General features: G+C 70.4%; 22 protein-coding genes. 13 read left to right on the forward strand and 9 right to left on the reverse strand.

Annotated elements, in window-relative coordinates:
* Window positions 1-10: 10 nt before the first annotated feature.
* Together ACVHNB_RS08280 and ffh are read left to right on the forward strand one after the other, a co-directional pair.
* Window positions 11-2,539: a [protein-PII] uridylyltransferase gene (locus ACVHNB_RS08280; RefSeq protein ID WP_456227714.1), complete on the forward strand. Its 2,529-nt coding sequence runs from the start codon at window positions 11-13 to the stop codon at window positions 2,537-2,539.
* A 204-nt stretch (window positions 2,540-2,743) separates the two neighbouring features.
* Window positions 2,744-4,303 carry a signal recognition particle protein gene (gene ffh / locus ACVHNB_RS08285; protein WP_428952055.1) on the forward strand — a complete coding sequence of 520 codons (1,560 nt, stop codon included), beginning with the start codon at window positions 2,744-2,746 and terminating at the stop codon, window positions 4,301-4,303.
* 85 nt (window positions 4,304-4,388) lie between these two features.
* On the opposite strand, the gene ACVHNB_RS08290 is transcribed toward ffh, so the two are convergent.
* The 8 genes from ACVHNB_RS08290 to yhfZ form a co-directional block, all read right to left on the reverse strand.
* Window positions 4,389-5,624: a phosphopentomutase gene (locus ACVHNB_RS08290; protein WP_428952054.1), complete on the reverse strand. Its 1,236-nt coding sequence runs from the start codon at window positions 5,622-5,624 to the stop codon at window positions 4,389-4,391.
* Window positions 5,621-6,787 (reverse strand): alanine racemase, encoded by a 1,167-nt coding sequence (locus tag ACVHNB_RS08295; protein WP_428952053.1) that lies wholly within the window; start codon window positions 6,785-6,787, stop codon window positions 5,621-5,623. The genes ACVHNB_RS08290 and ACVHNB_RS08295 overlap by 4 nt, the downstream gene beginning before the upstream one ends.
* Before the next feature lie 6 nt (window positions 6,788-6,793).
* Window positions 6,794-7,924 (reverse strand): aminotransferase class V-fold PLP-dependent enzyme, encoded by a 1,131-nt coding sequence (locus tag ACVHNB_RS08300; RefSeq protein ID WP_456227715.1) that lies wholly within the window; start codon window positions 7,922-7,924, stop codon window positions 6,794-6,796.
* 2 nt (window positions 7,925-7,926) lie between these two features.
* Entirely contained in the window at window positions 7,927-8,874 is a 948-nt protein-coding gene (locus ACVHNB_RS08305) for a phosphotriesterase family protein (protein WP_456227716.1), read from the reverse strand.
* 181 nt (window positions 8,875-9,055) lie between these two features.
* Window positions 9,056-10,402: a YhfT family protein gene (locus ACVHNB_RS08310; RefSeq protein WP_456227717.1), complete on the reverse strand. Its 1,347-nt coding sequence runs from the start codon at window positions 10,400-10,402 to the stop codon at window positions 9,056-9,058.
* A 17-nt stretch (window positions 10,403-10,419) separates the two neighbouring features.
* The gene (locus ACVHNB_RS08315; RefSeq protein WP_428952049.1) at window positions 10,420-10,776 is read right to left on the reverse strand and encodes a DUF2620 domain-containing protein; all 357 of its coding nucleotides are present in this window, start codon (window positions 10,774-10,776) and stop codon (window positions 10,420-10,422) included.
* Between the two features lie 32 nt (window positions 10,777-10,808).
* The gene (locus ACVHNB_RS08320) at window positions 10,809-11,183 is read right to left on the reverse strand and encodes a PRD domain-containing protein (RefSeq protein ID WP_428952048.1); all 375 of its coding nucleotides are present in this window, start codon (window positions 11,181-11,183) and stop codon (window positions 10,809-10,811) included.
* A gap of 88 nt (window positions 11,184-11,271) precedes the next feature.
* Window positions 11,272-12,216, reverse strand: a complete 945-nt coding sequence (gene yhfZ / locus ACVHNB_RS08325) for a GntR family transcriptional regulator YhfZ (protein WP_428952047.1) — start codon at window positions 12,214-12,216, stop codon at window positions 11,272-11,274.
* 123 nt (window positions 12,217-12,339) lie between these two features.
* Here yhfZ and ftsH point away from each other — a divergent pair, with 123 nt between their 5' ends.
* Window positions 12,340-14,280, forward strand: a complete 1,941-nt coding sequence (gene ftsH, locus ACVHNB_RS08330) for an ATP-dependent zinc metalloprotease FtsH (protein WP_456227718.1) — start codon at window positions 12,340-12,342, stop codon at window positions 14,278-14,280.
* Between the two features lie 36 nt (window positions 14,281-14,316).
* On the opposite strand, the gene ACVHNB_RS08335 is transcribed toward ftsH, so the two are convergent.
* On the reverse strand, window positions 14,317-15,180 hold the full coding sequence (locus ACVHNB_RS08335; protein ID WP_428952045.1) for an SAM-dependent methyltransferase: 864 nt from the start codon (window positions 15,178-15,180) through the stop codon (window positions 14,317-14,319).
* A gap of 256 nt (window positions 15,181-15,436) precedes the next feature.
* Here ACVHNB_RS08335 and proS point away from each other — a divergent pair, with 256 nt between their 5' ends.
* The 10 genes from proS (at window position 15,437) to lepB (ACVHNB_RS08385) (ending at window position 23,255) form a co-directional block, all read left to right on the forward strand.
* Window positions 15,437-16,852, forward strand: coding sequence for a proline--tRNA ligase (gene proS / locus ACVHNB_RS08340; RefSeq protein WP_456227719.1), 1,416 nt, complete (start codon window positions 15,437-15,439; stop codon window positions 16,850-16,852).
* 258 nt (window positions 16,853-17,110) lie between these two features.
* Window positions 17,111-17,707 carry a hypothetical protein gene (locus ACVHNB_RS08345; protein WP_428952043.1) on the forward strand — a complete coding sequence of 199 codons (597 nt, stop codon included), beginning with the start codon at window positions 17,111-17,113 and terminating at the stop codon, window positions 17,705-17,707.
* 199 nt (window positions 17,708-17,906) lie between these two features.
* Window positions 17,907-18,329, forward strand: coding sequence for a 30S ribosomal protein S16 (gene rpsP / locus ACVHNB_RS08350; RefSeq protein WP_428952042.1), 423 nt, complete (start codon window positions 17,907-17,909; stop codon window positions 18,327-18,329).
* A gap of 2 nt (window positions 18,330-18,331) precedes the next feature.
* Window positions 18,332-18,571 (forward strand): RNA-binding protein, encoded by a 240-nt coding sequence (locus tag ACVHNB_RS08355; RefSeq protein ID WP_014176063.1) that lies wholly within the window; start codon window positions 18,332-18,334, stop codon window positions 18,569-18,571.
* 81 nt (window positions 18,572-18,652) lie between these two features.
* Window positions 18,653-19,210 carry a ribosome maturation factor RimM gene (gene rimM / locus ACVHNB_RS08360; RefSeq protein ID WP_428952041.1) on the forward strand — a complete coding sequence of 186 codons (558 nt, stop codon included), beginning with the start codon at window positions 18,653-18,655 and terminating at the stop codon, window positions 19,208-19,210.
* Window positions 19,207-20,028 (forward strand): tRNA (guanosine(37)-N1)-methyltransferase TrmD, encoded by an 822-nt coding sequence (gene trmD, locus ACVHNB_RS08365; protein WP_428952040.1) that lies wholly within the window; start codon window positions 19,207-19,209, stop codon window positions 20,026-20,028. The genes rimM and trmD overlap by 4 nt, the downstream gene beginning before the upstream one ends.
* A 132-nt stretch (window positions 20,029-20,160) precedes the next feature.
* On the forward strand, window positions 20,161-20,511 hold the full coding sequence (gene rplS, locus ACVHNB_RS08370) for a 50S ribosomal protein L19 (RefSeq protein WP_428952039.1): 351 nt from the start codon (window positions 20,161-20,163) through the stop codon (window positions 20,509-20,511).
* Window positions 20,512-20,577: 66 nt separating this feature from the next.
* A complete protein-coding gene (lepB, locus tag ACVHNB_RS08375; protein ID WP_428952038.1) occupies window positions 20,578-21,282 on the forward strand; it encodes a signal peptidase I in 705 nt (234 codons plus the stop codon).
* Window positions 21,275-22,390, forward strand: a complete 1,116-nt coding sequence (gene lepB / locus ACVHNB_RS08380; protein ID WP_456228855.1) for a signal peptidase I — start codon at window positions 21,275-21,277, stop codon at window positions 22,388-22,390. Before lepB (ACVHNB_RS08375) ends, lepB (ACVHNB_RS08380) begins: the two co-directional genes overlap by 8 nt.
* Window positions 22,278-23,255: a signal peptidase I gene (lepB, locus tag ACVHNB_RS08385; protein ID WP_428952037.1), complete on the forward strand. Its 978-nt coding sequence runs from the start codon at window positions 22,278-22,280 to the stop codon at window positions 23,253-23,255. The genes lepB (ACVHNB_RS08380) and lepB (ACVHNB_RS08385) overlap by 113 nt, the downstream gene beginning before the upstream one ends.
* The last annotated feature ends 58 nt before the right edge of the window (window positions 23,256-23,313 follow it).

Here is a 23,313-nt window from a genome sequence, read left to right on the forward strand (position 1 = left end):
GAGTCGCTGGGTGACGAGTGTGAACGACGTACGGACCGAAGCATCGGACGACAAACCCAGCGGCTACGCGGCGGCCCGGCTGCGCCTCCTCCAGGGAGGGGCGCAGTCCGGGCCGCCGCGCCGTTCGGCCCTCGCCGAGCTGACCGACGACTGGCTGACCGAGCTGTTCGGCGCCGGAACAGGGGGAGCGGGTGTCTCGCTGGTCGCCGTCGGCGGATACGGCCGCGGTGAACTCTCGCCGCGCAGCGACCTCGACCTGCTGCTCCTGCACGACGGCTCGGTCGACCCGGGCGAGATCGCCGCGCTCGCCGACCGCATCTGGTACCCGGTCTGGGACCTCGGCCTCGCCCTGGACCACTCCGTCCGGACGCCTTCGGAGGCACGCAAGACCGCCGGCGACGACCTCAAGGTGCAGCTGGGACTGCTCGACGCCCGGCACATCGCGGGCGACCTCGGCCTCACCGCAGGCCTGCGCACCGCCGTCCTCGCGGACTGGCGCAACCAGGCCCCCAAGCGGCTCCCGGAACTGCGCGAGCTGTGCGAGGAACGGGCCGAGCGCCAGGGCGAGTTGCAGTACCTGCTCGAACCCGATCTGAAGGAGGCGCGCGGCGGACTGCGGGACGCGGTCACGCTGCGGGCGGTGGCCGCCTCGTGGCTGGCCGATGCCCCGCGCGAGGGGCTCGCCGACGCCCGGCGCCGCCTGCTCGACGTGCGGGACGCACTGCATCTGACGACCGGCCGCGCCACCGACCGGCTCGCCCTCCAGGAGCAGGATCAGGTCGCCGCGGAGCTGGGCCTGCTCGACGCCGACACCCTCCTGCGTCAGGTGTACGAGGCGGCGCGCACGGTGGCGTACGCGAGTGATGTGACCTGGCGCGAGGTCAGCCGGGTCCTCAAGTCCCGCTCCGTACGCCCCCGGCTGCGGGCCATGCTGGGCGGCAAGCCCGCGCCCGTGGAACGGTCGCCGCTCGCCGAGGGCGTCGTCGAGATGGACGGCGAGGTCGTGCTCGCCCGGGCGGCCCGGCCCGAACGGGACCCGGTGCTTCCGCTGCGGGCTGCCGCCGCCGCGGCGCAGGCCGGCCTTCCGCTGTCGCTGCACGCGGTCCGGCGGATGGCCGCGGCCGCCCGGCCGCTCCCCACCCCCTGGCCCGCCGAGGCCCGCGAACAGCTCGTGACGCTGCTCGGGGCCGGCCGGACGACGGTCGAGGTGTGGGAGGCGCTCGAGGCCGAAGGACTGATCACCCGGCTGCTGCCGGACTGGGAGCGGGTGCGCTGCCGGCCGCAGCGCAACGCCGTGCACACCTGGACCGTCGACCGGCACCTCGTCGAGACCGCCGTACGCGCCTCGGCACTGACCCGGCGTGTCGGACGGCCCGACCTGCTGCTCGTGGCGGCGCTGCTGCACGACATCGGCAAGGGCTGGCCCGGGGACCACTCGGTCGCCGGCGAGATCATCGCGCGGGACGTCGCGGCGCGGATCGGCTTCGACCGGGCCGATGTCACGGTGCTCGCCTCCCTCGTACGGCACCATCTGCTGCTCATCGAGACCGCCACCCGGCGCGACCTGGAGGACCCGGCGACCGTACGAGCCGTCGCGGACACCGTCGGCTCGGTCGGGACGCTGGAGCTGCTGCACGCGCTGACGGAGGCGGACGCGCTGGCCACGGGCCCCGCCGCGTGGTCGTCGTGGCGCGGATCGCTGGTGGCCGATCTGGTCAAGCGGGTCTCCGCGGTGCTCGCGGGGGACAACCCTGTCGACATCGACGCCGCCGAGCCCACCGCCGAGCAGGAGCGGCTCGCGCTCGAGGCGTTCCGCACGGGTGGGCCGGTGCTCGCGCTGCGCGCGCAGACGGAGGCGGTACCCGCGGAGTCCGCGCAGGAGTCCTCCGACGCGGCCGCCCCGGAGCCGCTCGGCGTCGAACTGCTCATCGCCGTGTCGGACCAGCCCGGGGTACTGCCCGCGGTGGCCGGCGTGCTCGCGATGCACCGGCTGGCCGTGCGCACGGCCGAGCTGAGATCCCTGTCGCTGCCCGAGGAGTGGGCCCGGACGGCGGAGCGCTCTGCGGGCAAGGGCCAGGACCGTCCCGAGAGCGGTTCGGTACTGCTGCTGAACTGGCGGGTCGCCGCCGAGTACGGCTCCCTGCCGCAGGCCGCCCGGCTCCGTGCCGACCTCGTACGGGCCCTCGACGGATCCCTCGACATCGCGGCGCGGCTCGCCGAGCGGGACGCGGCCTACCCGCGGCGGCGCGGCGTGGTGGCGCCGCCGCCCCGGGTCACCGTCGCGTCGGCGGGATCCCGGCTCGCGACCGTCATCGAGGTGCGGGCCCAGGACGCGCCGGGCCTGCTGCACCGGATCGGGAGGGCGCTGGAGGTCTCCGGCGTGCAGGTGCGCTCCGCGCATGTCTCCACGCTGGGTGCCAACGCCGTGGACGCCTTCTACGTCACCGGGCCCGAAGGGGCGCCGCTGCCGTCGGAGGAGGCGGTGTCGGTGGCCCGGTCGCTGGAGAGCGCACTGCAGACAAGCCCCACCGGCGCGTGAGGAGCGGGGTCCGGGACCGGGCCCCGCGGCCTCTCGCCGTCGCCGATCGAGGATCCGCCGACGGATCCGGGCCCTTCCTGGCGGGCCCGGCCGGGCGCGTGGCCCCCGGCCCTCCTGACGGGGCGCTGACCCAATCCGTGGCGACCGATACCCTGGAGGGCGACCTGTCCGTAGAGCCACCCGACCCGAGGATTCGCGACCGCCGTGTTCGACACTCTTTCCGATCGCCTCGCAGCGACATTCAAGAATCTCCGCGGCAAGGGTCGCCTCAGCGAGGCGGATATCGACGCCACGGCGCGCGAGATCCGGATCGCCCTGCTGGAAGCCGACGTGGCGCTGCCCGTCGTCCGCGCGTTCATCAAGCAGGTCAAGGAGCGTGCGGCCGGTGCCGAGGTCTCCCAGGCGCTGAACCCCGCCCAGCAGGTCATCAAGATCGTCAACGAGGAGCTCATCGGCATCCTCGGTGGCGAGACCCGCCGCCTGCGCTTCGCCAAGACTGCACCGACCGTGATCATGCTCGCGGGTCTGCAGGGTGCCGGTAAGACGACCCTCGCGGGCAAGCTCGGCCACTGGCTCAAGTCCCAGGGCCACTCCCCGCTGCTCGTCGCCTGCGACCTGCAGCGCCCGAACGCCGTGAACCAGCTCAGCGTCGTCGCCGAGCGCGCCGGCGTCGGCATCTACGCCCCCGAGCCGGGCAACGGGGTGGGCGACCCGGTCAAGGTCGCCAAGGACTCCATCGAGTACGCGAAGTCCAAGGTCTACGACGTCGTCATCGTCGACACCGCCGGCCGCCTGGGCATCGACCAGGAGCTGATGCAGCAGGCCGCGGACATCCGCGACGCGGTCTCGCCGGACGAGGTCCTGTTCGTCGTCGACGCGATGATCGGTCAGGACGCGGTCAACACGGCCGAGGCGTTCCGCGACGGCGTCGGCTTCGACGGTGTCGTCCTGTCGAAGCTCGACGGTGACGCCCGCGGTGGTGCCGCGCTGTCGATCGCGCACGTCACCGGCCGCCAGATCATGTTCGCCTCGAACGGCGAGAAGCTGGACGACTTCGACGCGTTCCACCCGGACCGGATGGCGTCCCGCATCCTCGGCATGGGCGACATGCTCACGCTGATCGAGAAGGCCGAGCAGACCTTCTCGCAGCAAGAGGCCGAGAAGATGGCCTCGAAGCTGGCCTCCAAGAAGGGCCAGGACTTCACGCTCGACGACTTCCTGGCGCAGATGGAGCAGGTCAGGAAGATGGGCTCCATCTCCAAGCTGCTCGGCATGCTGCCGGGGATGAACCAGATCAAGGACCAGATCAACAACCTCGACGAGCGCGACGTCGACCGCACGGCCGCCATCATCAAGTCGATGACCCCGGCCGAGCGCGCCGACGCCACGATCATCAACGGCTCGCGCCGGGCCCGTATCGCCAAGGGTTCCGGAGTCGAGGTCAGCGCGGTCAAGAACCTGGTCGAGCGGTTCTTCGAGGCCCGCAAGATGATGTCCCGCATGGCCCAGGGCGGCGGCATGCCGGGGATGCCCGGCATGCCTGGGATGGGCGGCGGTCCCGGCCGGCAGAAGAAGCAGCCGAAGAAGGCCAAGGGCAAGCAGCGCTCCGGCAACCCGATGAAGCGCAAGCAGCAGGAGCAGGACGAGGCCGCTCGGCGCGAGGCCGCCGCTCAGGCGGGCGGCGCGCTCGGCCTGCCCGGCGCCGACCAGCAGGGCGGCAAGGACTTCGAACTCCCCGACGAGTTCAAGAAGTTCATGGGCTGACGTCATGGGTCGATGACCTTTCCGTACGCGGAGGGGTGAGGGGCGCTCGCTGCTGCGGGCGCCCCTCACCCCTGTCCGGAGGAGGTCAGGCGGCCCGCGTGGCGGCCTCGCGTATCTCCGTGCCGTTGGCCAGGCCCGTCGGGTCGAGGCCGAGCGTCGCCGCGGCCGTGGCGCCCACGTCGGCCAGGCTCCTCGCGTCCGGCATCCGCTCCACGCCCGCTGCCTCGGGACGGTGGATCAGCACGGGGACGTACTCGCGCGTGTGGAAGGCGTGGCCGATCGTCGGATCGTTGCCGTGGTCACCGGTGACGATCAGCCGGTCCCCGGGCTCGGACAGCAGGGACAGCAGTGCCGCGAGGCCCGCGTCGACCTGCTCCAGGATCCGGCCGTAGCGCTCCACGTCCTGCTGGTGCCCGGCGAGGTCGCTCTCCTGCACGTTCGCCACGACCAGCGCGTCGCCGTCGGCCCGCACCGCCTCCAGCGTGTGCGCGAGGACCTCCGCCGTGTCCACGGCAGGGCGCCGCACCGCCGCCTCGCAGGCCAGGATGTCCGCCGCCTTGCCCACGAGCGTCACCGGGATCCCGGCCCGCGCCGCCAGGTCGGGCAGCTGCCGGGTGTGGTCCGACTCGGCGCCCAGGTGCTGCACCTGGAGCCCGCCGTTGCGGTAGAAGCCGGTGGCCGGGGTGTCCAGGCCGACCGTGCCGCCGTCGCCCGCGCGCACGAACGTGCTCAGCCGGTCGTCCGCGTGACCGCCCACCGCGATGACCCGGGCGACCGGCGCGATCGCTCGTACCGTCCGGGCGATGGCCAGGATGCCGTCGAATCCGATGGCGTCGAGCCGGCCCGACGCGTTCCAGTTGATCCCCGGGTCGGCCTCCAGGTTGTCGTGCACGAGTACCGCACCGTCGACCACCAACAGGGGCTTGCCGTCGAGCAGTTCGACCCGGTGGCCCGCGTCCGTCAGGGCACGCGTCACCCGGTCCAGGTGCTCGGCGAGCCGGGCCACCGTCACCCGGCTGAAGTCCGCGCCCATCATCGTCTGGTGCCCGGCGAACGTGTCCGCTCCCGGATAACCGAGCGCGGCCCGCCCCACGGCCACCGGCAGATGGGTGCGCCGGGCCAGGTCGGGGTGCGGGTGGACCAGACCGAGACCGAGTGCGCCGAGCACGGGCAGCCGCAGCGGTCTGCCGAACGCCTGTCGGCACCGGTCGAGCACGTGCCCGCAGGTGTCCGCGGCCGTGTCGCCGGGGCGCAGCGCTCCCGCGTCCGGCATCGCACCGACGCCGAATCCGTCCACCACCACGATCACGGTCTTGCTCATGACACGGCCTTCCCTTGGGCGTCGTACAGTCCGACGAGGCGGGGCGCCCCGGTCGAGAGGCCGCCCACGACCGCGACCGTCGAGCGCGTCACGAAGATCTGCGTACGGAACGCGAGCAGCGCGGTGTCGCCGAGCCGGACGTCCGCGCCCGCCTCGGGGGCGTCGAGCAGCCGGTAGTAGTCGATGTTCTCCGGCGGCGCGGTCTGTACCGGCAGGCGCAGTCCGGTGCGGGGGAGCAGTGCGGACTTGATGTGGGAACGCGGGTAGAAGCCGCCTCCCTGGACCGCGGGCCGGCCGTCGGCGAGGGTGTGCGCGATCTCCGTGACGTACACGTACGCGGGCTTCTCGGGCTGGCCGAGATCCCGTGCGTGCAGCGGGGTGGTGCCCGTGAGGGAGTGGCCGGGCTCGCCGTGGGTGGCGCCGAGCTCGGCGAGCAGCGGGAGCGTCGCCATGGACGTGGCGCTCGGGGCGCTGAGCTTGAGGTCCTCGTGTCCGCGTGCGGCCAGCGCCTGCCGTGCCTTGAGCGCGATGTCGAAGTTGGGCGTGGGTCCTGGCATGCCCGTCGCCGGGTCGCACAGGACGCACGGGAACGCCGTGACACCGGCGATCCGCACCCCGGCGAGCCCCTCCACCGCCTCGGCGAACCCGTCGATCCCGGCGAGCGGAACACCGCCTTCCTGCCCGGGATAGACGGTGCCTTCCGCCCCTTCGAGGCGGATCAGCACGTCCTGTACGAAGCCGAGTTCACGCGCGGCCTCCGACACCGCTCGCGCGTTCGCCAGGTCGTACACGGTCACCGTCTCGGGGCGCCATGCCAGCATCTCGGGCAGCGCGCGGTGCGGGATCTGGACCAGGTGCCCGAGGTTGCCCGCCTGTGCGCCGGCCGCGTGCAGGGTGCGTGCCTCGGGCGGATCGATGGCGGCGTACTTCGGGATGTGCCGGGCGATGGCCTTGATCAGCTCGGGGTTGCGGCCGAGCTGCTTGACGACGAACCAGAGGGTCAGGCCCAGCCGCTCGGCCTCCGCGGCGAGCAGGGCCGCGTTGCCCTCGATCGCGTCGAGGTCCATCACGTAGGTGTCCGGAGGGATCGCGCCGCGTCGGTGGAGATCGGCCGCAGCGTCGATCAGTTCGGGGTTGCGGGTGATCAGACTGTCGAGGAACACGGTCGGTCAGTCCTTGCTGAGTTCGTGGAGCGAGCGGCGCAGGATGTCGACGACCAGGTCGGCCCCCGCGCGCATCGGGTTGATCCGGACCGTCCAGTCGGCGAGCTCCGGGGCGTCGTCCAGGGAGGAGCTGGACATGCGGTAGAAGAGCGGCGCGATCTCGTACCGGGAGTTCGAGCCCACCGGATAGGGCGCAGCTCCGAATCTCGCCGCCACGGCAGGCAGTTCCCGGGCCACGGGCCGGTCGAGTCGTACGAGGAGGCAGCGGTCCTGTGCGTTGGCGATCCGTACCTCGGCGACACCCGGCACCTCACCGGCCGCGAGACGTTCCGCCACTTCTGCCCCGACCCGCGACTGAAGCGCCCACATCACCGGCACGTGCGTGAGGGACCGCAGCGCGTCGAGCGCCTGGTGGCCCTGGACCTGGCCGCCGCCCGAGTAGTTGTCCGCACGTACATGCTCGACGAGGTCGCGGGCGCCGACCACGACCCCCACGCCCTCCGGGCCGTGCAGCTTGAACAGGGAGAAGCAGGAGGCGTCGGCGCCCAGTTCGACACCCGAGGCCGGTACGCGCATCACCGCGTAGTTGTCGTCGACGACCGTGCGCACTCCGGCCGCACGGCAGGCGGCCAACACCTCGCCCGGGTCGTACGAGTCACCGAGCCGCTGACGCGTGTGCTGCACGTACGCCCAGCGGAACCGGCCCGACCCGAGGGCCGCGCGCAGCGCGTCGGCGTCGTTGAAGTCGACCTCGTGCGTCTGCACGCCGAGCCCGCGCAGGGTGACCTCGGTGGTGCGGTAGACGGGCGCGCGGTGGATGAGCAGGGGATCACCCGCGCTCACCGCCGCACTCAGCGCGGCTCGGATGGCGCCCGTGCCAGCGCCCTGGACGAGCGCGGCGTCCTCGGCGCCGAGGAAGTCGGCGAGCACGGCCTCCACCTGGGCGGTGGTCCTGGGCCGGCCGAGGCCGGGCACCACGCCCGCGTCCGCCGCGAACAGCTCGGCGCCCTCGAAGTGTGCGGCCGTGCATTCGAGGAGCCGGAACTGCCGGGCCGCGGCCTCCTCGACGGGAACGGTGGCGAGCGGGTGGGTCGGCGGCAGAGAGGGGGAGTGCACGGAGGAGTTCTCAGGAGGCATGGTCAGATCTCCTCGGTGTCGGCGCCGGTCAGGAAGCGCAGCGGATTGCGCCGTGTCATGAGGTCGATGAGGTCGTCGTCCATCCCGGCGGCCCGCAGCCGTGGCAGGAACGAGCGGAACAGATGCCCGTAGCCCTGACCGCCCTCCGACTCCAGATATCCGTGGCGGGAGATGTCACAGCTGAGCAGGACACGGTCCGCGTGCCCCGCCTCGATGAGGCCGATCAGCAGCCGGAGCCGTGTGTCGTCGCTCTGGTAGCTCTCCTTGCCGACCGTGTCGAAGGCGACGTACGCACCGCTTGCCGCCAGCTCCTTGTGCACGGCCGGATCGTCCAGGAGGTCCTGGTGACCGATGGAGACGCGGTGCGCGGGCAGCCCTTCCGAGGTGAGCAGCTCCAACTGGGCGAGGCCGCCGTGCCCGAGCTGGGCGTGCGTGGCGACGGACAGACCCGTGGTGGCGGCGGCCCGGGCGGCGGCGCGCAGCGACCGGGTCTCGGGCTCGCTCGGCACGTCGCCGTGGCTGCCGACCTCGCCGAGGACGCCGGGCCGGATGCCGGTGGTGCCGAAACCGTCCTCGATCTCGCGCACGAGACTCGCCGCGAGCTGCTCGACGCTCGTCGAGGCCAACTCCGGGGTGTGGAACGGCTCGTAGTACCAGCCGGTGGCCGCGATGACCGCGACCCCCGTCGCTCGCGAGATCACGGCGAGTGCGCGCGGGTCGCGCCCCATCCCGCGGCAGGTCAGCTCTATGACGAGGGAGAGGCCGAACTCCTCGCGCAGTGCGGCCAGTTCGGCGGTGACCGCCGGGCCGTGCCGCTCCGCGTCGAGGACCGCGCCGCCGTCTCCCTCGACGTCCAGGTCCAGGACGAGGTGCTCGTGGGAGAGGGCGGGGCCGCGGACGGCCTCGTAGGAAAGGGGTCCCGTGACGGTGTGGAGGGTGGGAGTGTGCATGGTGGGGGGTGTTCCTTTCCGGCGTACTGGCCCGAGGGGGCCGGGTGGTGCTGTCGGCCTCGGTCGGCGGCCGCTCACTTCCTCAACGGACCGCCTTCCGCACGAGTTCCACGGAGAGTGACGAAAGTGGGGGAGAATTTCACAGAGCGTGAATTCTCTGCTCGCTGACGGCCGCGGTCGTTCACGCCTTGATCGGGGTGAACAGGTCGAGCCAGTACAGGACGTTGAGCAGGATGCCGCCGACGATCACGGCCGCGGGCGCCGCCGCCATCCGCACGACCGGCCGGCCCATCGCCTCGTTGAGCAGGTACAACCCGCCGACGATGAGGATCCCGAGCCCCGCTCCCATCGCGTTCGCCGCCATCAGCGAGCCGAACAGGATGGCCAGTTGCAGCGTGTCGGTGATCGCGCTGCGCAGGTGCTCCGACGAGTCGCGCACGCTCGGCAGCTTGCCGAGGAACTTGCCGATGTACGACAGGGCGAGGACCTCGACCGCGAAGACGAGGGCGCCGACCACGGCCGCGAGGATCGGGTTCGGCATCAGGTAGCCGATGGGGTAGACGAGCGTGAAGCCCGCGATGCCGTACGCGCCGGAGGCCAGGGCCGTCGTCGCGATCAGCGGGATGAAGCCGAAGACGCGGTAGAAGTCGACCTGGGCCGCCTCCCCGTACTGCCCCTTGGCGATCAGGAAGCTGGTGGCCTCGCCGCCGCCGAATATGTGCATCTGCGCCAGGACGCAGACGCCCGCGCCGAGCACCATGAACAGCGGCAGGTACTTGCGCAGCCGGGCCGCGCTCGCGCTGAACAGCGAGGCCATCGGGTCGTCGGCGAGCGCGATCTCCTCGACTCCGTTCGCCCGGTCGGCCTTGCGCTGCTTGAGGTCCTTGGCGACCGCGAGGCCGATCAGCATCAGGACACCGACGGCCATGGCGATGGCACCCGCGAAGACGTTCGGCCACAGCTTCATCGTCATGACGACGAGAGCCAGTTCGGCCACGGCCGCGATCCCGCCCCACTTGCGCCCGAACTGCTTGGTGATGGCGAGCACCGGGAACAGCGTGAACAGGAACAGGATCGGCGTCGACATCTGCTGCATCGCCGTCAGGAAGTCGACGGGCAGGTCGTGCGCGAGATTGTTGGCGCCGTTCAGACCGAAGACGACGACCGCGCCCCAGGCCCCGCCCAGGATCGGCGCGAGCCACTTCTTGGGCGCCAGGATGCCCAGGATGTCGGTGGGCAGGAACACCAGCCACGGGTTCAGGACGCCCGTGGACAGGGCCATCGGCGCGCCGAGTCCGAAGATGAAGCCGGCGGACAGGCCGAAGGAGACCGCGGTGGTGGCGCTGCGGGTGGACCGCCCCTGGATGAAGTCGAGCATGAAGGGGCGCACGCCGTCGTTGAAGACGGCCAAGGCCATGTGCGAGATGAACGCGGTCAGCGCGCACAGGGCGATCACGGTGAGCTGCTGGGCGAGCGTGAAGTCGAGGTTCGCGCCGACGGCCAGGACGGTGTCCGGGGAGGTGTGCATGGCGGTGTCCTACGTGCCTACGAGCGGGCGGCGATCGCGCGGGCGATGAGCGGCGCGATCCGGTCGATCTGGTCCATGGAGAAGCCGAACACCTTCTTGCCGTCGGCCAGCAGGGAGCTGACCTCCTCCTCGGTGGGCACGGCGCGGCCGAAGGTGTGGCAGGCGGCCTGCCCCATCAGGCCGACGAGCACGCCGAGAGAGGCTCCGGCGCCGGTGTGGCAGGTGCCCAGGAAGTAGTCCGCCTGTCCGGCGCGCAGCTTCATCGCGGCATCCATGTCGCTGGAGACGGTGACCTCGACGCCGTCGAGGCCCAGCTCCTTGACGGTGTTCGCCACGTCGACCTTGCCGACGCCGCCGGTGAGGATCTTCGTCATGGCTGGTTCCTTCTTTCTGTGGTCCGTGGGACTCAGTGGGTGGGCTGCTGTGCCAGTACGGCGAGATGCATGGCCAGGAAATTGATCTCCGACTCGGGCAGGGTCGCCCCGAGCTCGGCGCGCGCCCGCGCGGAGACACGACGGGCGCGTTCCACGGCCTCGGGGTGGTCCGCGAGCTCGGCGGCGACCTGTTCGTCCGTGAGGAACTGCTCGATCGGCGCGCCGTCCAGGAGTCGGTTGAGCGCCATCATCAGATGGCTGGTCAGCATCCCGGCGCTCGCCTCGGTGACCGTGCGTCCCTCGTCCTCGAGCGCCGCCAGTTCGGCGGCCACGAAGTCGGCGACCTCCGGCCTGACCTGGCCGCTCTCGCGGAACAGCCGCATGCGGAGGGCTAGTTGATCGTCCATGGATCCTCCCTGTCGAGACAGTAACCGGGATTTTGGATTCTGAGTCGGGCCGTAGGTCCCGAAGATCGGGACCCGCGACGGGCCCACGTCAGTACGAAGGGATGCGATCGCCTCGCAGTACCTCGGACTGCAGCTGTGCCACCTGGGACAGGTCGAGGGCGTCACGCACTGCGGACAGCGCCTTCGCGCCCTCGGTCCTGCCGATGATCGCCGCACTGGAATTGCGCAGTGCCAGATCGCGGGTGACCTCGTCGCCCAGGGGGAGCACGTCCACTTCCATGCCGAGCCGGCCCTGCACCTCGTCGAGGTTCCAGACGGTGGCATCGGCCTGGTTCTGCGCGAACAGGTCGCGCAGCTGCATGTACGACGACTCGACCCACTGGATGTCGCCGCGTCCCGCGAACGCTCGCTCGGCCAGCATCCGCTGGTCCTCCGAAGCGTGGTCGACGGCGACGCGCAGGCCGGGGGCATCCAGGGACGCTCCCTCGCGCACGAGGAAACCGTGCGCGCCTACATAGGTGGCCGGTCCCAGGTCGGCGACGAGCGCCAACTGGTCCTTGTGCTGCTCGACCAGCCCGTCGGCGGCGAGTCGCGACAGAACCACCAGGTCGACCTTGCCTTCGAGGAGGGCGGCGGTACGGTCCCCGGCGCCTCGCATGAAGGTGATGGCAAAAGGCGTTCCCGCGTCTTCGAAGGCGGCGCGCAAGCCCGTGGCCAGACCTTCGTAGCGGCGTGAATAGGGGAGCGGCATCGCGGCCAGCAAGGTGCCGAGCCCGGAGAGGCGCCACAGTATGGCGCGGTCCGAGCGGACCAGGAAGGTCCCCAGATGGCCCCGGGCGGCGGTCTCGATGCCGCCCGCCTCCTCGAGGAGGCGCAGTGCCGCCTGCACGGTTCCGTTCCCGCAGCCCAGCTCCTGGGCGAAGTCCTTCACGCGCGGCAGGCGGGTGTCCGGCTCGTGGCCCATGAGGAGAACCGCGAGCTGCCGGGCCGCGAGGCCGTTGCGCGTAAGGAAGCGATCGTCGAAACCGTTCACGAACAAGACAGTAACCAGGATTCTGGATACTGGCAAGGGTCCGGGATCTGTGCGGTCATGGGCCCAAGGCTCATGGGCCCAACACGGCGCTCGACGGCGGCAGGCGGCAGGAGGAGAGCAGGCGTGGCGAACCCCGTACCCCCGCGCGATCGGACCGATCAGCCCTGGCGCTCCGAAGGGGCACCGCCACCGCCGCCTCCCCAGAGCCCCAAGCGCAAGATGCCCGGCGGCTGGGGCGGGCTCATCCTTACGGCCCTGATCGTCTACCTCATCGCCAACCTGGTCCTGTCGTTCTTCAACGAGGGCGACGAGCCCACGATCTCGTACACCGAGTTCAGCAAGCAGGTCGCCGACGACAACGTCACCAAGATCTACTCCAAGGGCGACGCGATCCAGGGACAGCTCAAGAAGGAGCAGCCCACTCCGGACGGCAGCGACAGCCGCAGCAAGAACTACACGAAGTTCACGACGCAGCGGCCGTCGTTCGCCGACGACGACCTGTGGGCGAACCTGGAGAAGCACAAGGTCACCGTGACCGCGGAACCGGTCGTCCAGGAACGCAGCTTCCTGTCCAACCTCCTCATCTCGCTCGCCCCGATGCTGCTCCTCGTCGTCCTGTGGATCTTCATCGCGCGGCGCATGAGCCAGGGTATGGGCGGCGCGGGCGGCATGCTCGGGCGCAAGCAGCCGCCCAAGCCGGTCGAGCTGGAACCCGGCAAGAAGCGCACCACCTTCGAGGACGTCGCCGGCATCGACGAGGTCGAGGGCGAGCTCAACGATGTCGTCGACTTCCTCAAGAACCCCGACGCCTACCGCAAGATGGGCGCCAAGATGCCGCGCGGCGTGCTGCTCGCGGGGCCGCCCGGCACCGGTAAGACGCTGCTCGCGCGCGCGGTCGCGGGTGAGGCCGGGGTGCCGTTCTTCTCGGCCTCCGCTTCCGAGTTCATCGAGATGATCGTCGGCGTCGGCGCCTCACGCGTCCGGGAGCTCTTCGCCGAGGCCCGCAAGGTCGCCCCGTCGATCATCTTCATCGACGAGATCGACACCATCGGCCGCGCTCGGGGCGGCGGCAGCGGCATGGGCGGCCACGACGAGCGCGAGCAGACCCTGAACCAGATCCTCACGGAGATGGACGGCTTCACCGGCTCCGAGGGCGTCATCGTCATCGCCGCCACCAACCGCGCCGACGTCCTGGACCCCGCCCTCACCCGTCCCGGCCGCTTCGACCGCGTCGTCAACGTCGCGCCGCCCGACCGCGGCGGCCGCGAGGCCATCCTCAAGATCCACTCCCGGGAGATCCCGCTCGCCGACGACGTGGACCTCGCCCAGGTCGCGCGTACGACACCGGGCATGACCGGCGCGGAACTCGCCAACCTCACCAACGAGGCCGCCCTCCTCGCCGTCAAGCGCAAGCAGAAGGAGGTCACCCAGACCGACCTCTCCGAAGCGCTCGAGAAGGTCCAGCTCGGCGCCGAACGGCCGCTGGTGATGCCCGACGAGGAACGCCGCCGCACCGCCTACCACGAGAGCGGCCACGCGCTCCTGGGCATGCTCCAGCCCGGCGCCGACCCGGTCCGCAAGATCACCATCGTGCCGCGCGGCAGGGCACTGGGCGTGACCCTGTCCACCCCGGATGCCGACAAGTACGCGTACACGGAGGAGTACCTGCGCGGCCGCATCATCGGCGCCCTCGGAGGCATGGCCGCCGAACAGGTCGTCTACGGAGTCATCACGACCGGGGCCGAGAACGACCTCGAACAGGTCACCAACATCGCCCGCGGCATGGTCGCCCGCTGGGGCATGAGCGAGAAAGTCGGCCGTCTCTCGGCGCTCCCGAACGACGCCCAGCAGGCATACGGGCTCGCCGCCGCCCCTGACACCCTCGACACGATCGACGGCGAAATGCGCCGCATCGTAGACGAGTGCTACCAGGAGGCGTGCGACAAGCTGCGCGAGAACCGCCACAAGCTGGATGCTCTGGCCGGCGCGCTGCTGGAGAACGAGACCCTGGAGGAGGCCGACGCGTACCGGGTCGCCGGCATCACACGCCTCACCAAGGACTGATCACGCCTCACCCGGAAGCGATCCGGAGCGCGTCGTTCACGGCGTACGGGCTATCAAGTACCGGAAGACGTTGGGCATCCACACAGTGCCGTCCTTGCGCACATACGGTTGCAGCGCCTCCGTCATTTCCTTGTCCACCTGTGCCGAGTCCGTGGCGGCCACCGCCGCATCGAACAGCCCGGTGGACAGCAGGCCGCGCACCGCGCTCTCCGTGTCCGCGTATCCGAAGGGGCACGCCACGCGCCCCGAACCGTCGGGCCGCAGGCCGGCCCGCTGAGCCACTTCTTCCAGGTCGTCCCGCAGTGCGGGCCGCCAACTGCCCGCACGACGTAGAGGGTCGGCGAGTTTTGTGGCCACCCGTAGGACGGACGATGTGGTGCAGCGCTCCGGCGGACCCCACCCGACGAGCGCGACCGTGGCACCGCGCTCCGCCAGCGGCGTGGCGCTCGCCAGAAGCGTGGACAGACCGTCGGCGTCCCCGGCCGTGCAGCCGACCGGCTGGAAGGCGGTGATCAGGTTGTACAGGGGCGCACCCGGCTGGGCCACCGTCATGCCGTCCGCGCCGCCGTCCGTCAGCTGGATGTCCGTGGGATCGCGCCGCTCCCCGGTGGCGGGCAGCAGCCGGTCCCTGGCGAGCGCCAGGCGGTCGGGTTGCGCGGGTTCGACGCCCGTCACCGCCGCACCGCGCGAGGCCGCCATGAGCAGGGCGAGCCCGGAACCGCAGCCGAGTCCGAGGAGTCGCGTGCCCGAGCCGACCTCGAGCCGCTCGTACACCGCTTCGTAGACGGGGACCAGCATCCGCTCCTGGATCTCTGCCCAGTCACGCGCGCGTGCGCACAGATCCGCGCGCTGCACAGGTGCCGCGTGGGGAAGGCGTCGCCGCACGAGCGTAGGTGTCATCGAAAGTGCCCCAATCCGCCGAGAGATGCCGAGAGTTGTCGCTGTGGTGTGTCGACCGTGTTCGCGCGCTGCTCGCACTCCCCCCGTATGTCAGAGAACTCCGCATCGTCCGTCACGTCTAGGGGGTCTTTGGCAGGCGCGCCGACAATGCCTACGTGCACCGTCGTGCGCCCCCAGCGAGCGCCCCGCGGCGGGCGGGGGCATCCGGGCGAAAAGGATTCCCGTGCCCGGCAACCCGCGCCGTAGCATGCGCGACATGGCCAAAGCACCTGTTCTCACGCCCCAGGCGGAAGACTTCCCGCGCTGGTACCAGGACCTGATCTCCAAGGCCGAACTGGCCGACAACGGACCGGTGCGCGGCACGATGGTGATCCGACCGTACGGCTACGGCCTGTGGGAGCGGATGCAGCAGGACATGGACGCGCGCATCAAGGAGACGGGTACGCAGAACGCGTACTTCCCGCTCCTGATCCCGCAGTCCTACCTGGCCAAGGAGGCCGACCACGTCGAGGGCTTCGCGCCCGAGCTGGCCGTGGTCACGCACGGCGGCGGCAAGGAACTCGAGGAGCCCGCCGTCGTCCGCCCCACCTCCGAGATGATCGTCAACGACTACTTCTCCAAGTGGATCCAGAGCTACCGCGACCTCCCGCTCCTCATCAACCAGTGGGCCAACGTGGTGCGTTGGGAGCTTCGCCCGCGCCTGTTCCTGCGGACGACGGAGTTCCTGTGGCAGGAGGGCCACACGGCGCACGCGACGTACGAGGAAGCGCGCGACTTCGCGGCACGGATCCACCGGCACGTCTACGCGGACTTCATGGAGAACGTCCTCGCCATGGACGTCGTCCTGGGACGCAAGACCCCCAAGGAGCGCTTCGCGGGTGCCATCAACACCCTCACCCTCGAAGGGATGATGAGCGACGGCAAAGCCCTCCAGATGGGCACCAGTCACGAGCTCGGCCAGAACTTCGCCAAGGCCTTCCACACCCAGTACCTGTCCAAGGAGGGCAAGCAGGAACTGGTCTGGCAGACCTCCTGGGGCTCGACGACCCGCATGATCGGCGCCCTGGTGATGATGCACGGTGACGACAACGGGCTGCGGGTGCCGCCCCGGCTCGCCCCCATTCAGGTCGTGGTCCTCGCCATCAAGGGCGACGAAGCGGTTCTCGCCAAGGTCCGCGAGATCGGCGACACCCTGAAGGCGGCCGGCCTCCGCGTCCAGGTCGACGACCGTACGGACACCCCCTTCGGGCGCCGCGCGGTCGACTGGGAGCTGAAGGGTGTCCCCGTACGGGTCGAGGTCGGACCCCGCGACCTGGAGAGCGGCACCGTGATGCTCGCCCGCCGCATCCCCGGCGGCAAGGAGGCCGTGGCCGCCGACGCCCTGGCCGGGCTGCTGCCGACCCTCTTCGAAGAGGACCAGGCGCTCCTCCTGAAGCAGTCGCGGGAGCGCCGCGAGTCCCGTACGAGCGAGGTCACGACCGTCGAGGAGGCCGTGGAGGCTGCCAGTGCCGGCGGTTGGGCACGCATCCCGTGGGCCACGCTCGGCGAGGAGGGCGAGGCGAGGCTCGCCGAGCACGCGGTGTCCGTGCGATGCCTGCTCGCCGCGGACGGGGCGGTGCCCGACGCCGATGACGCACCCGGTAACGTCGCGGTCGTGGCACGCGCCTACTGAGCGACCCTCAGTCGTGGCGGAAGCGGCCGAAACGCCCCTTGCGCACGACCGACCGGAACGCCCCGGCGCGAGCGGGCCACCTACGCGCCGGGGCGTACGTGTTACTACGCACCACCTTGGTGTGAGCTGTGCGTCTTCTCCGTAGATCAGCGCACCCGCCCTCGTCCGGACGCATGAGCGGCAACTGACTGGTACGTGCAAATTATTTGGGATGCCCCGGAATAGGAACACAGAGGCACCCCGGCTCGTTGTCACGACGTGAGCACGACACCACCTGTTCTCGCCGCAGAGCTGGCAGGGGCGTGGGCCGACATTCAGCGGCACCACCCCGAACTGCCGGATCTTGCCGCGCCCGAATCCCTGATCGGGGAGTCGTCGTCCGCGTGCGGACACGAGCTCTCCTTCGAGCGACTCCTCCATGAGGCAGTCCATGGCATCGCTGCCGCGCGCGGAATCCGTGACACATCACGCGCCGGCCGGTACCACAACCGTAGATTCCTGACCATCGCCGAGGAGTTGGGCCTCGACCATCCCGAGGAGCCGCACCCCAGCAGCGGCTTCTCGCTGGTCACGCTGAACTCCGAGGCCAAGCAGCGCTACCGGCAGACGATCGAGCGGCTCCAGCGCGCCCTCAAGGCGCACACCGTCGCGACCGCCGCGGACACCAAGCGGAGCTTCCGCGGCCCGGCCGCGCGGCACGGCTCCTCCGGGGGCGGTGTCCGGGTCAAGGCCGTCTGCGACTGCGGCCGCAACGTCCGCGTCGTACCGTCGGTGCTCGCCCAGGCCCCGATCATGTGCGGCGGATGCGGCAAGCCGTTCCGCATCCCGGAGGTTGTCGGCGCCGCCGTGGGCTGAGGGCCCGGTGCCTGGTGGGGCGGCCGTACGCCGGTTCGGCCGCCCCCATGACGTATGGCACAATGGCTAGCTGTACTCGACAGTCGCATAGGACCCCTCTCTCCTCCGGCTGACGCGTCCATCGGGCACTCGGGTACCGCAACCCCACGCGGCAATCTCGCCGTGCCCACCCACGTCAAGACCAGGAGACACCACTCCCGTGGCAGTCAAGATCAAGCTGAAGCGTCTGGGCAAGATCCGTTCGCCTCACTACCGCATCGTCGTCGCCGACTCCCGTACCCGCCGTGACGGCCGGGCCATCGAGGAGATCGGTCTGTACCACCCGGTGCAGAACCCCTCGCGCATCGAGGTCGACTCGGAGCGCGCGCAGTACTGGCTGGGTGTCGGCGCGCAGCCGACCGAGCCGGTTCTCGCCATCCTGAAGCTCACCGGCGACTGGCAGAAGCACAAGGGTCTGCCGGCCCCGGAGCCGCTGAAGGTCGCCGAGCCCAAGAAGGCCCGTCCCTCCTTCGAGGCGCTGGCCACGGCCGACGAGCCCAAGGGTGAGGCCATCACCCAGAAGAAGAAGGCTGAGAAGAAGGACGAGGCCGCTGAGGCTGCGTCCGAGTCGACCGAGGCCTGAGCATGCTCGAGGAGGCTCTTGAGCACCTCGTGAAGGGCATTGTCGACAACCCCGACGACGTGCAGGTCGCCTCGCGCAACCTGCGCCGTGGGCGCGTTCTCGAGGTCCGGGTCCACCCCGACGACCTCGGCAAGGTGATCGGCCGCAACGGCCGCACCGCGCGTGCTCTGCGTACCGTCGTGGGCGCCATCGGCGGCCGCGGTGTCCGCGTCGACCTCGTCGACGTCGACCAGGTTCGCTGACAAAGTTGAACACCGGCTCGGGCCGGGGAGGGCTTACGAGCCGTCCCCGGCCCTAGTCGTATGACAGGAGAGTTACCGATCGTGCAGTTGGTAGTCGGGCGCATCGGTCGCGCCCACGGCATCAAGGGCGAGGTCACCATCGAGGTGCGCACCGACGAGCCCGAGCTGCGGCTCGGCCCCGGTGCGGTGCTCGCCACCGACCCCGCCGCCACGGGCCCGCTGACCATCGAGTCCGGCCGCGTCCACAGCGGCCGCCTGCTGCTGCGCTTCGCGGGCGTACGCGACCGGAACGGGGCGGAGGCGCTGCGCAACACCCTCCTGATCGCCGAGGTCGACCCGGAGGAGCTGCCGGAGGACGAGGACGAGTTCTACGACCACCAGCTCATGGACCTCGACGTCGTCACGGCGGACGGTGTCGAGGTCGGCCGCATCACCGAGATCTCGCACCTGCCCTCGCAGGATCTGTTCATCGTGGAGCGGCCCGACGGCAGTGAGGTCATGATCCCGTTCGTCGAGGAGATCGTCACCGAGATCGACCTCGAGGAGCAGAAGGCGGTCATCACCCCGCCGCCCGGCCTCATCGACGACCGGGCGGAGGTCGTCTCCGCCCGCGACGAGGCGGAGGGCGAGTCCGCATGAGGCTCGACGTCGTCACGATCTTCCCCGAATACCTCGAACCGCTGAACGTCTCGCTCGTCGGCAAGGCACGCGCGCGTGGTCAACTCGACGTCCGTCTGCACGACTTGAGGGAGTGGACGTACGACCGGCACAACACGGTCGACGACACCCCCTACGGCGGCGGCCCCGGCATGGTCATGAAGACCGAACCGTGGGGCGACGCCCTCGACGACGTCCTGGCCGACGGATACGAGAACGGGGCGCGAGGGCCTGTCCTGGTCGTTCCCACGCCCAGCGGACGCCCCTTCACCCAGGAACTCGCCGTGGAGCTCTCCGAGCGCCCCTGGCTGGTCTTCACGCCCGCGCGCTACGAAGGCATCGACCGACGCGTCATCGACGAGTACGCGACCCGTATGCCGGTCTACGAGGTCTCCATCGGCGACTACGTCCTCGCGGGCGGGGAAGCCGCGGTGCTCGTGATCACGGAGGCGGTCGCCCGCCTGCTGCCGGGCGTGCTCGGCAACGCCGCCTCGCACCAGGACGACTCCTTCGCGCCCGGCGCCATGGCCAACCTCCTGGAAGGGCCCGTCTACACCAAGCCGCCCGAGTGGCGCGGCCGGGACATCCCGGACGTGCTGCTCAGCGGCCATCACGGCAAGATCGCGCGCTGGCGCCGGGACGAAGCGCTGCGCCGCACCGTGCGCAACCGGCCCGACCTCATCGAGCGCACGGACCCGAAGGCCTTCGACAAGAAGGACCGCGAAATGCTCTCGATCCTGGGCTGGCGGCCGGGGCCCGACGGACGATTTGGGCCAACGCCCGAGGCCGTGGAAGAATAGGCCGCTGCTGTGCGTTCAGCCCGCGCCCCTGCCACAGGGGGAACGACGCTGGGCCCGACGCGATCAGCTACCGAAACTCACCGCATATCTCCCGCCGATGACCTGTGGCATCGGCGAAGAAAGCAGACGATCATGTCTCACCTGCTCGACTCCGTCGACGCCGCGTCGCTGCGCAGCGACCTCCCGGCCTTCCGCCCGGGTGACACCGTCAACGTCCACGTCCGCGTCATCGAGGGCAACCGCTCCCGTGTGCAGCAGTTCAAGGGCGTAGTCATCCGTCGCCAGGGCGCCGGTGTCCGCGAGACCTTCACGGTCCGCAAGGTCTCCTTCTCCGTCGGCGTCGAGCGCACCTTCCCCGTGCACACGCCGATCGTCGAGAAGATCGAGCTCGTCACCAAGGGTGACGTCCGTCGCGCCAAGCTGTACTACCTGCGCGACCTGCGCGGCAAGGCCGCGAAGATCAAGGAGAAGCGCGAGAACTGATCTCGCGCCCGCGAGAGCACCTCTCGCGGATGGAGTCACAGCGCGGCCGGATAGCATCTGGCCTCGATGGACACCGAAGCACAGCATGCGGAGCGCGATCGCTCCTCCGAGCCCCCAGAGAGCACCTCAGCGGGCGAGGAGGACCGGTCGCGCTCCTCTTTGCTGTCCGGGGTCGCTGCCTGGCTGCCCGGCGGACGCATCACGCTCGCACTCCTGCTGTGCCTGGCGTTCCTGCTCGCCTTCGGCATCTTTGTGATGCAGCCGTTCCAGATCCCCAGCGGCTCCATGGAGTCCACATTGAGGGTCGGGGACCGCGTTCTCGTAAATAAGTTGGCGTACCGTTTCGGTGTCGAACCGAAGCGCGGGGACGTGGTCGTCTTCGACGGCAGCGGGTACTTCGGTGACGCCGACTACATCAAGCGCGTCGTGGGTGTGGGGGGAGACCACGTGGTCTGCTGCGACAGCAGGGGGAGGATCGAGGTGAACGGGCAGTCGGTGGACGAGCGCTCCGTGTTGCACACGGGGGACGCGCCTTCGGCCGTGCCGTTCGACATCGAGGTTCCTGAAGGCACCCTCTTCCTGCTCGGCGACCACCGCAGCGACTCCCGTGACTCCCGCGACTATCTGGGTGCCCCCGGCGGCGGTTTCGTCCCCGTCGACCACGTGATCGGCAAGGCCCAGTGGATCGCCTGGCCGGCGGGACACTGGCACTCCTTGTCGCGTCATGACGTCTACGCGCGCGTGCCCGCACCCGGCGGTGCCCATGGGTAGGCGCGGCAAGGCGCGCTCCGGCCACGGCTCGGACGAGCGGCTGCCCACCGGGAGCCGGCCCACCAGCGGCCCGCCGCTGCCCGGCCGCGCGGAGCGGCGCAAGCTCGCCCGCAAGGTGAAGCGACGCAGAAGGCGCTCCGCGATCAAGGAGATACCCCTCCTCATAGGCGTGGCCCTGCTCATAGCCCTCGTCCTCAAGACGTTCCTCGTGCAGGCCTTCGTCATTCCGTCGGGCTCCATGGAGCAGACGATCAAGATCGGTGACCGGGTCGTCGTCGACAAGCTCACCCCGTGGTTCGGCGCGAAGGTGCAGCGCGGCGATGTCGTCGTCTTCAAGGACCCCGGCAAGTGGCTCGAGCAGGAGACCGGACAGAAGAAGGACGACCCCGTCGGGGTCAAGCAGATCAAGACGGGCCTGACCTGGATCGGCCTGCTGCCGTCCGACGACGAACGCGATCTCATCAAGCGGGTCGTCGGGGTCGGCGGCGACACCGTGAAGTGCTGCGACGACCAGGGCCGCGTCACGGTCAACGGGACTCCGCTCGAGGAGACGTCGTACATCCACCCCGGCAACGCCCCCTCCAAGTTCGACTTCTCGGTGAAGGTGCCCGAGGGGCGGCTGTTCGTGATGGGGGACCACCGCGCCAACTCGGCGGACTCGCGCTACCACCTCACCGACAAGTTCAACGGGACCGTCTCCGAGGAGTCGGTCGTCGGCCGGGCCCGGTGGATCGTGTGGCCGTTCGGACACTGGGCCGCGCTCGGGGAACCGGAGACCTTCTCGGCGGTGGCAGACGCGCATGGAGACGGGTCGACCGCGGCCTCCGCCACGTCGCATAGGCTGGCCACCGCGACCAGCGCCGTCTCGAGTTCGAACGCATCGGATTCGGACGGATTGATCCCCCTCCCGACCCCTGCGGAACTCCCGCTCGTTATGGGAATGGTGGGCCTGCATCGCGTAGGGATCAGGCAGCGGCACGGAGTGAGGAGTGGATGTGGGGGACTTGGCGGTCGGCGCACGGTCAGGGCATGGGCCCGAGGAGCAGCCCGGGCGATCCGACGACGCGGCGAGTCCGGCCGTGACGGACAGCGTGTCCGGGGACGGTGACGCGGTGGAGGCGAAGTCCGTGAGCGAGGCGGGATCCGGCGGCGACGCGGCGGCGAGAAAGCAGAAGAAGCCCCGTTCCTTCTGGAAGGAGCTGCCGCTGCTCATCGTCATCGCCCTGGTCCTCGCCCTGGTGATCAAGACGTTCCTGGTCCAGGCGTTCTCGATCCCGTCGGCGTCCATGGAGAACACGCTGCAGATCGGCGACCGCGTGCTCGTCGACAAGCTCACTCCGTGGTTCGGCTCGGAGCCCGAGCGCGGCGAGGTCATCGTCTTCCACGACCCGGCCGAGTGGCTGGAGGGTGAGCCGACCCCGGAGCCGAACGCGGTGCAGCAGGTCCTCAGCTGGGTCGGCCTGATGCCGTCCGCCAACGAGAAGGACCTCATCAAGCGCGTCATCGGCGTCGGCGGCGACACCGTCGAGTGCAAGGGCACGGGCCCGCTCAAGGTCAACGGCAAGGCCCTCGACGATTCGTACGTGTACGCGGGCAACACCCCGTGCAGTGCCGACAACGCGGGCGGGACCTTCAAGGTGAAGGTTCCTCAAGGCAAAGTTTGGGTCATGGGCGACCACCGCCAGGACTCGATGGACTCCCGCTACCACCAGAACGACAAGAACCACGGCTTCGTCCCGGTCGACAACGTCGTGGGTCGCGCCATCGTCGTCGCCTGGCCGCCCACGCACTGGTCGACGCTGCCGGTGCCGGACACCTTCGACCAGTCGGGCATCAACACCGCGGCGGGCGTGGCTCCGGGTGCGCTCGGGCTCGCGGGTGCGGTGCCGCTGGTGCTGTGGCGCCGACGCAAGATCAATCAGGGCCTTACCGACGGGAACACCAGGGTTTCTGGGACCGGTACCGCCGGGTAGGGTGCCGTCCCAGATCGCCGATCTTCCGTGGTCCGTGCCGCTCCGAGGCCGGGCCGCG

The sequence above is a fragment of the Streptomyces sp. YJ-C3 genome (genome assembly GCF_053891275.1).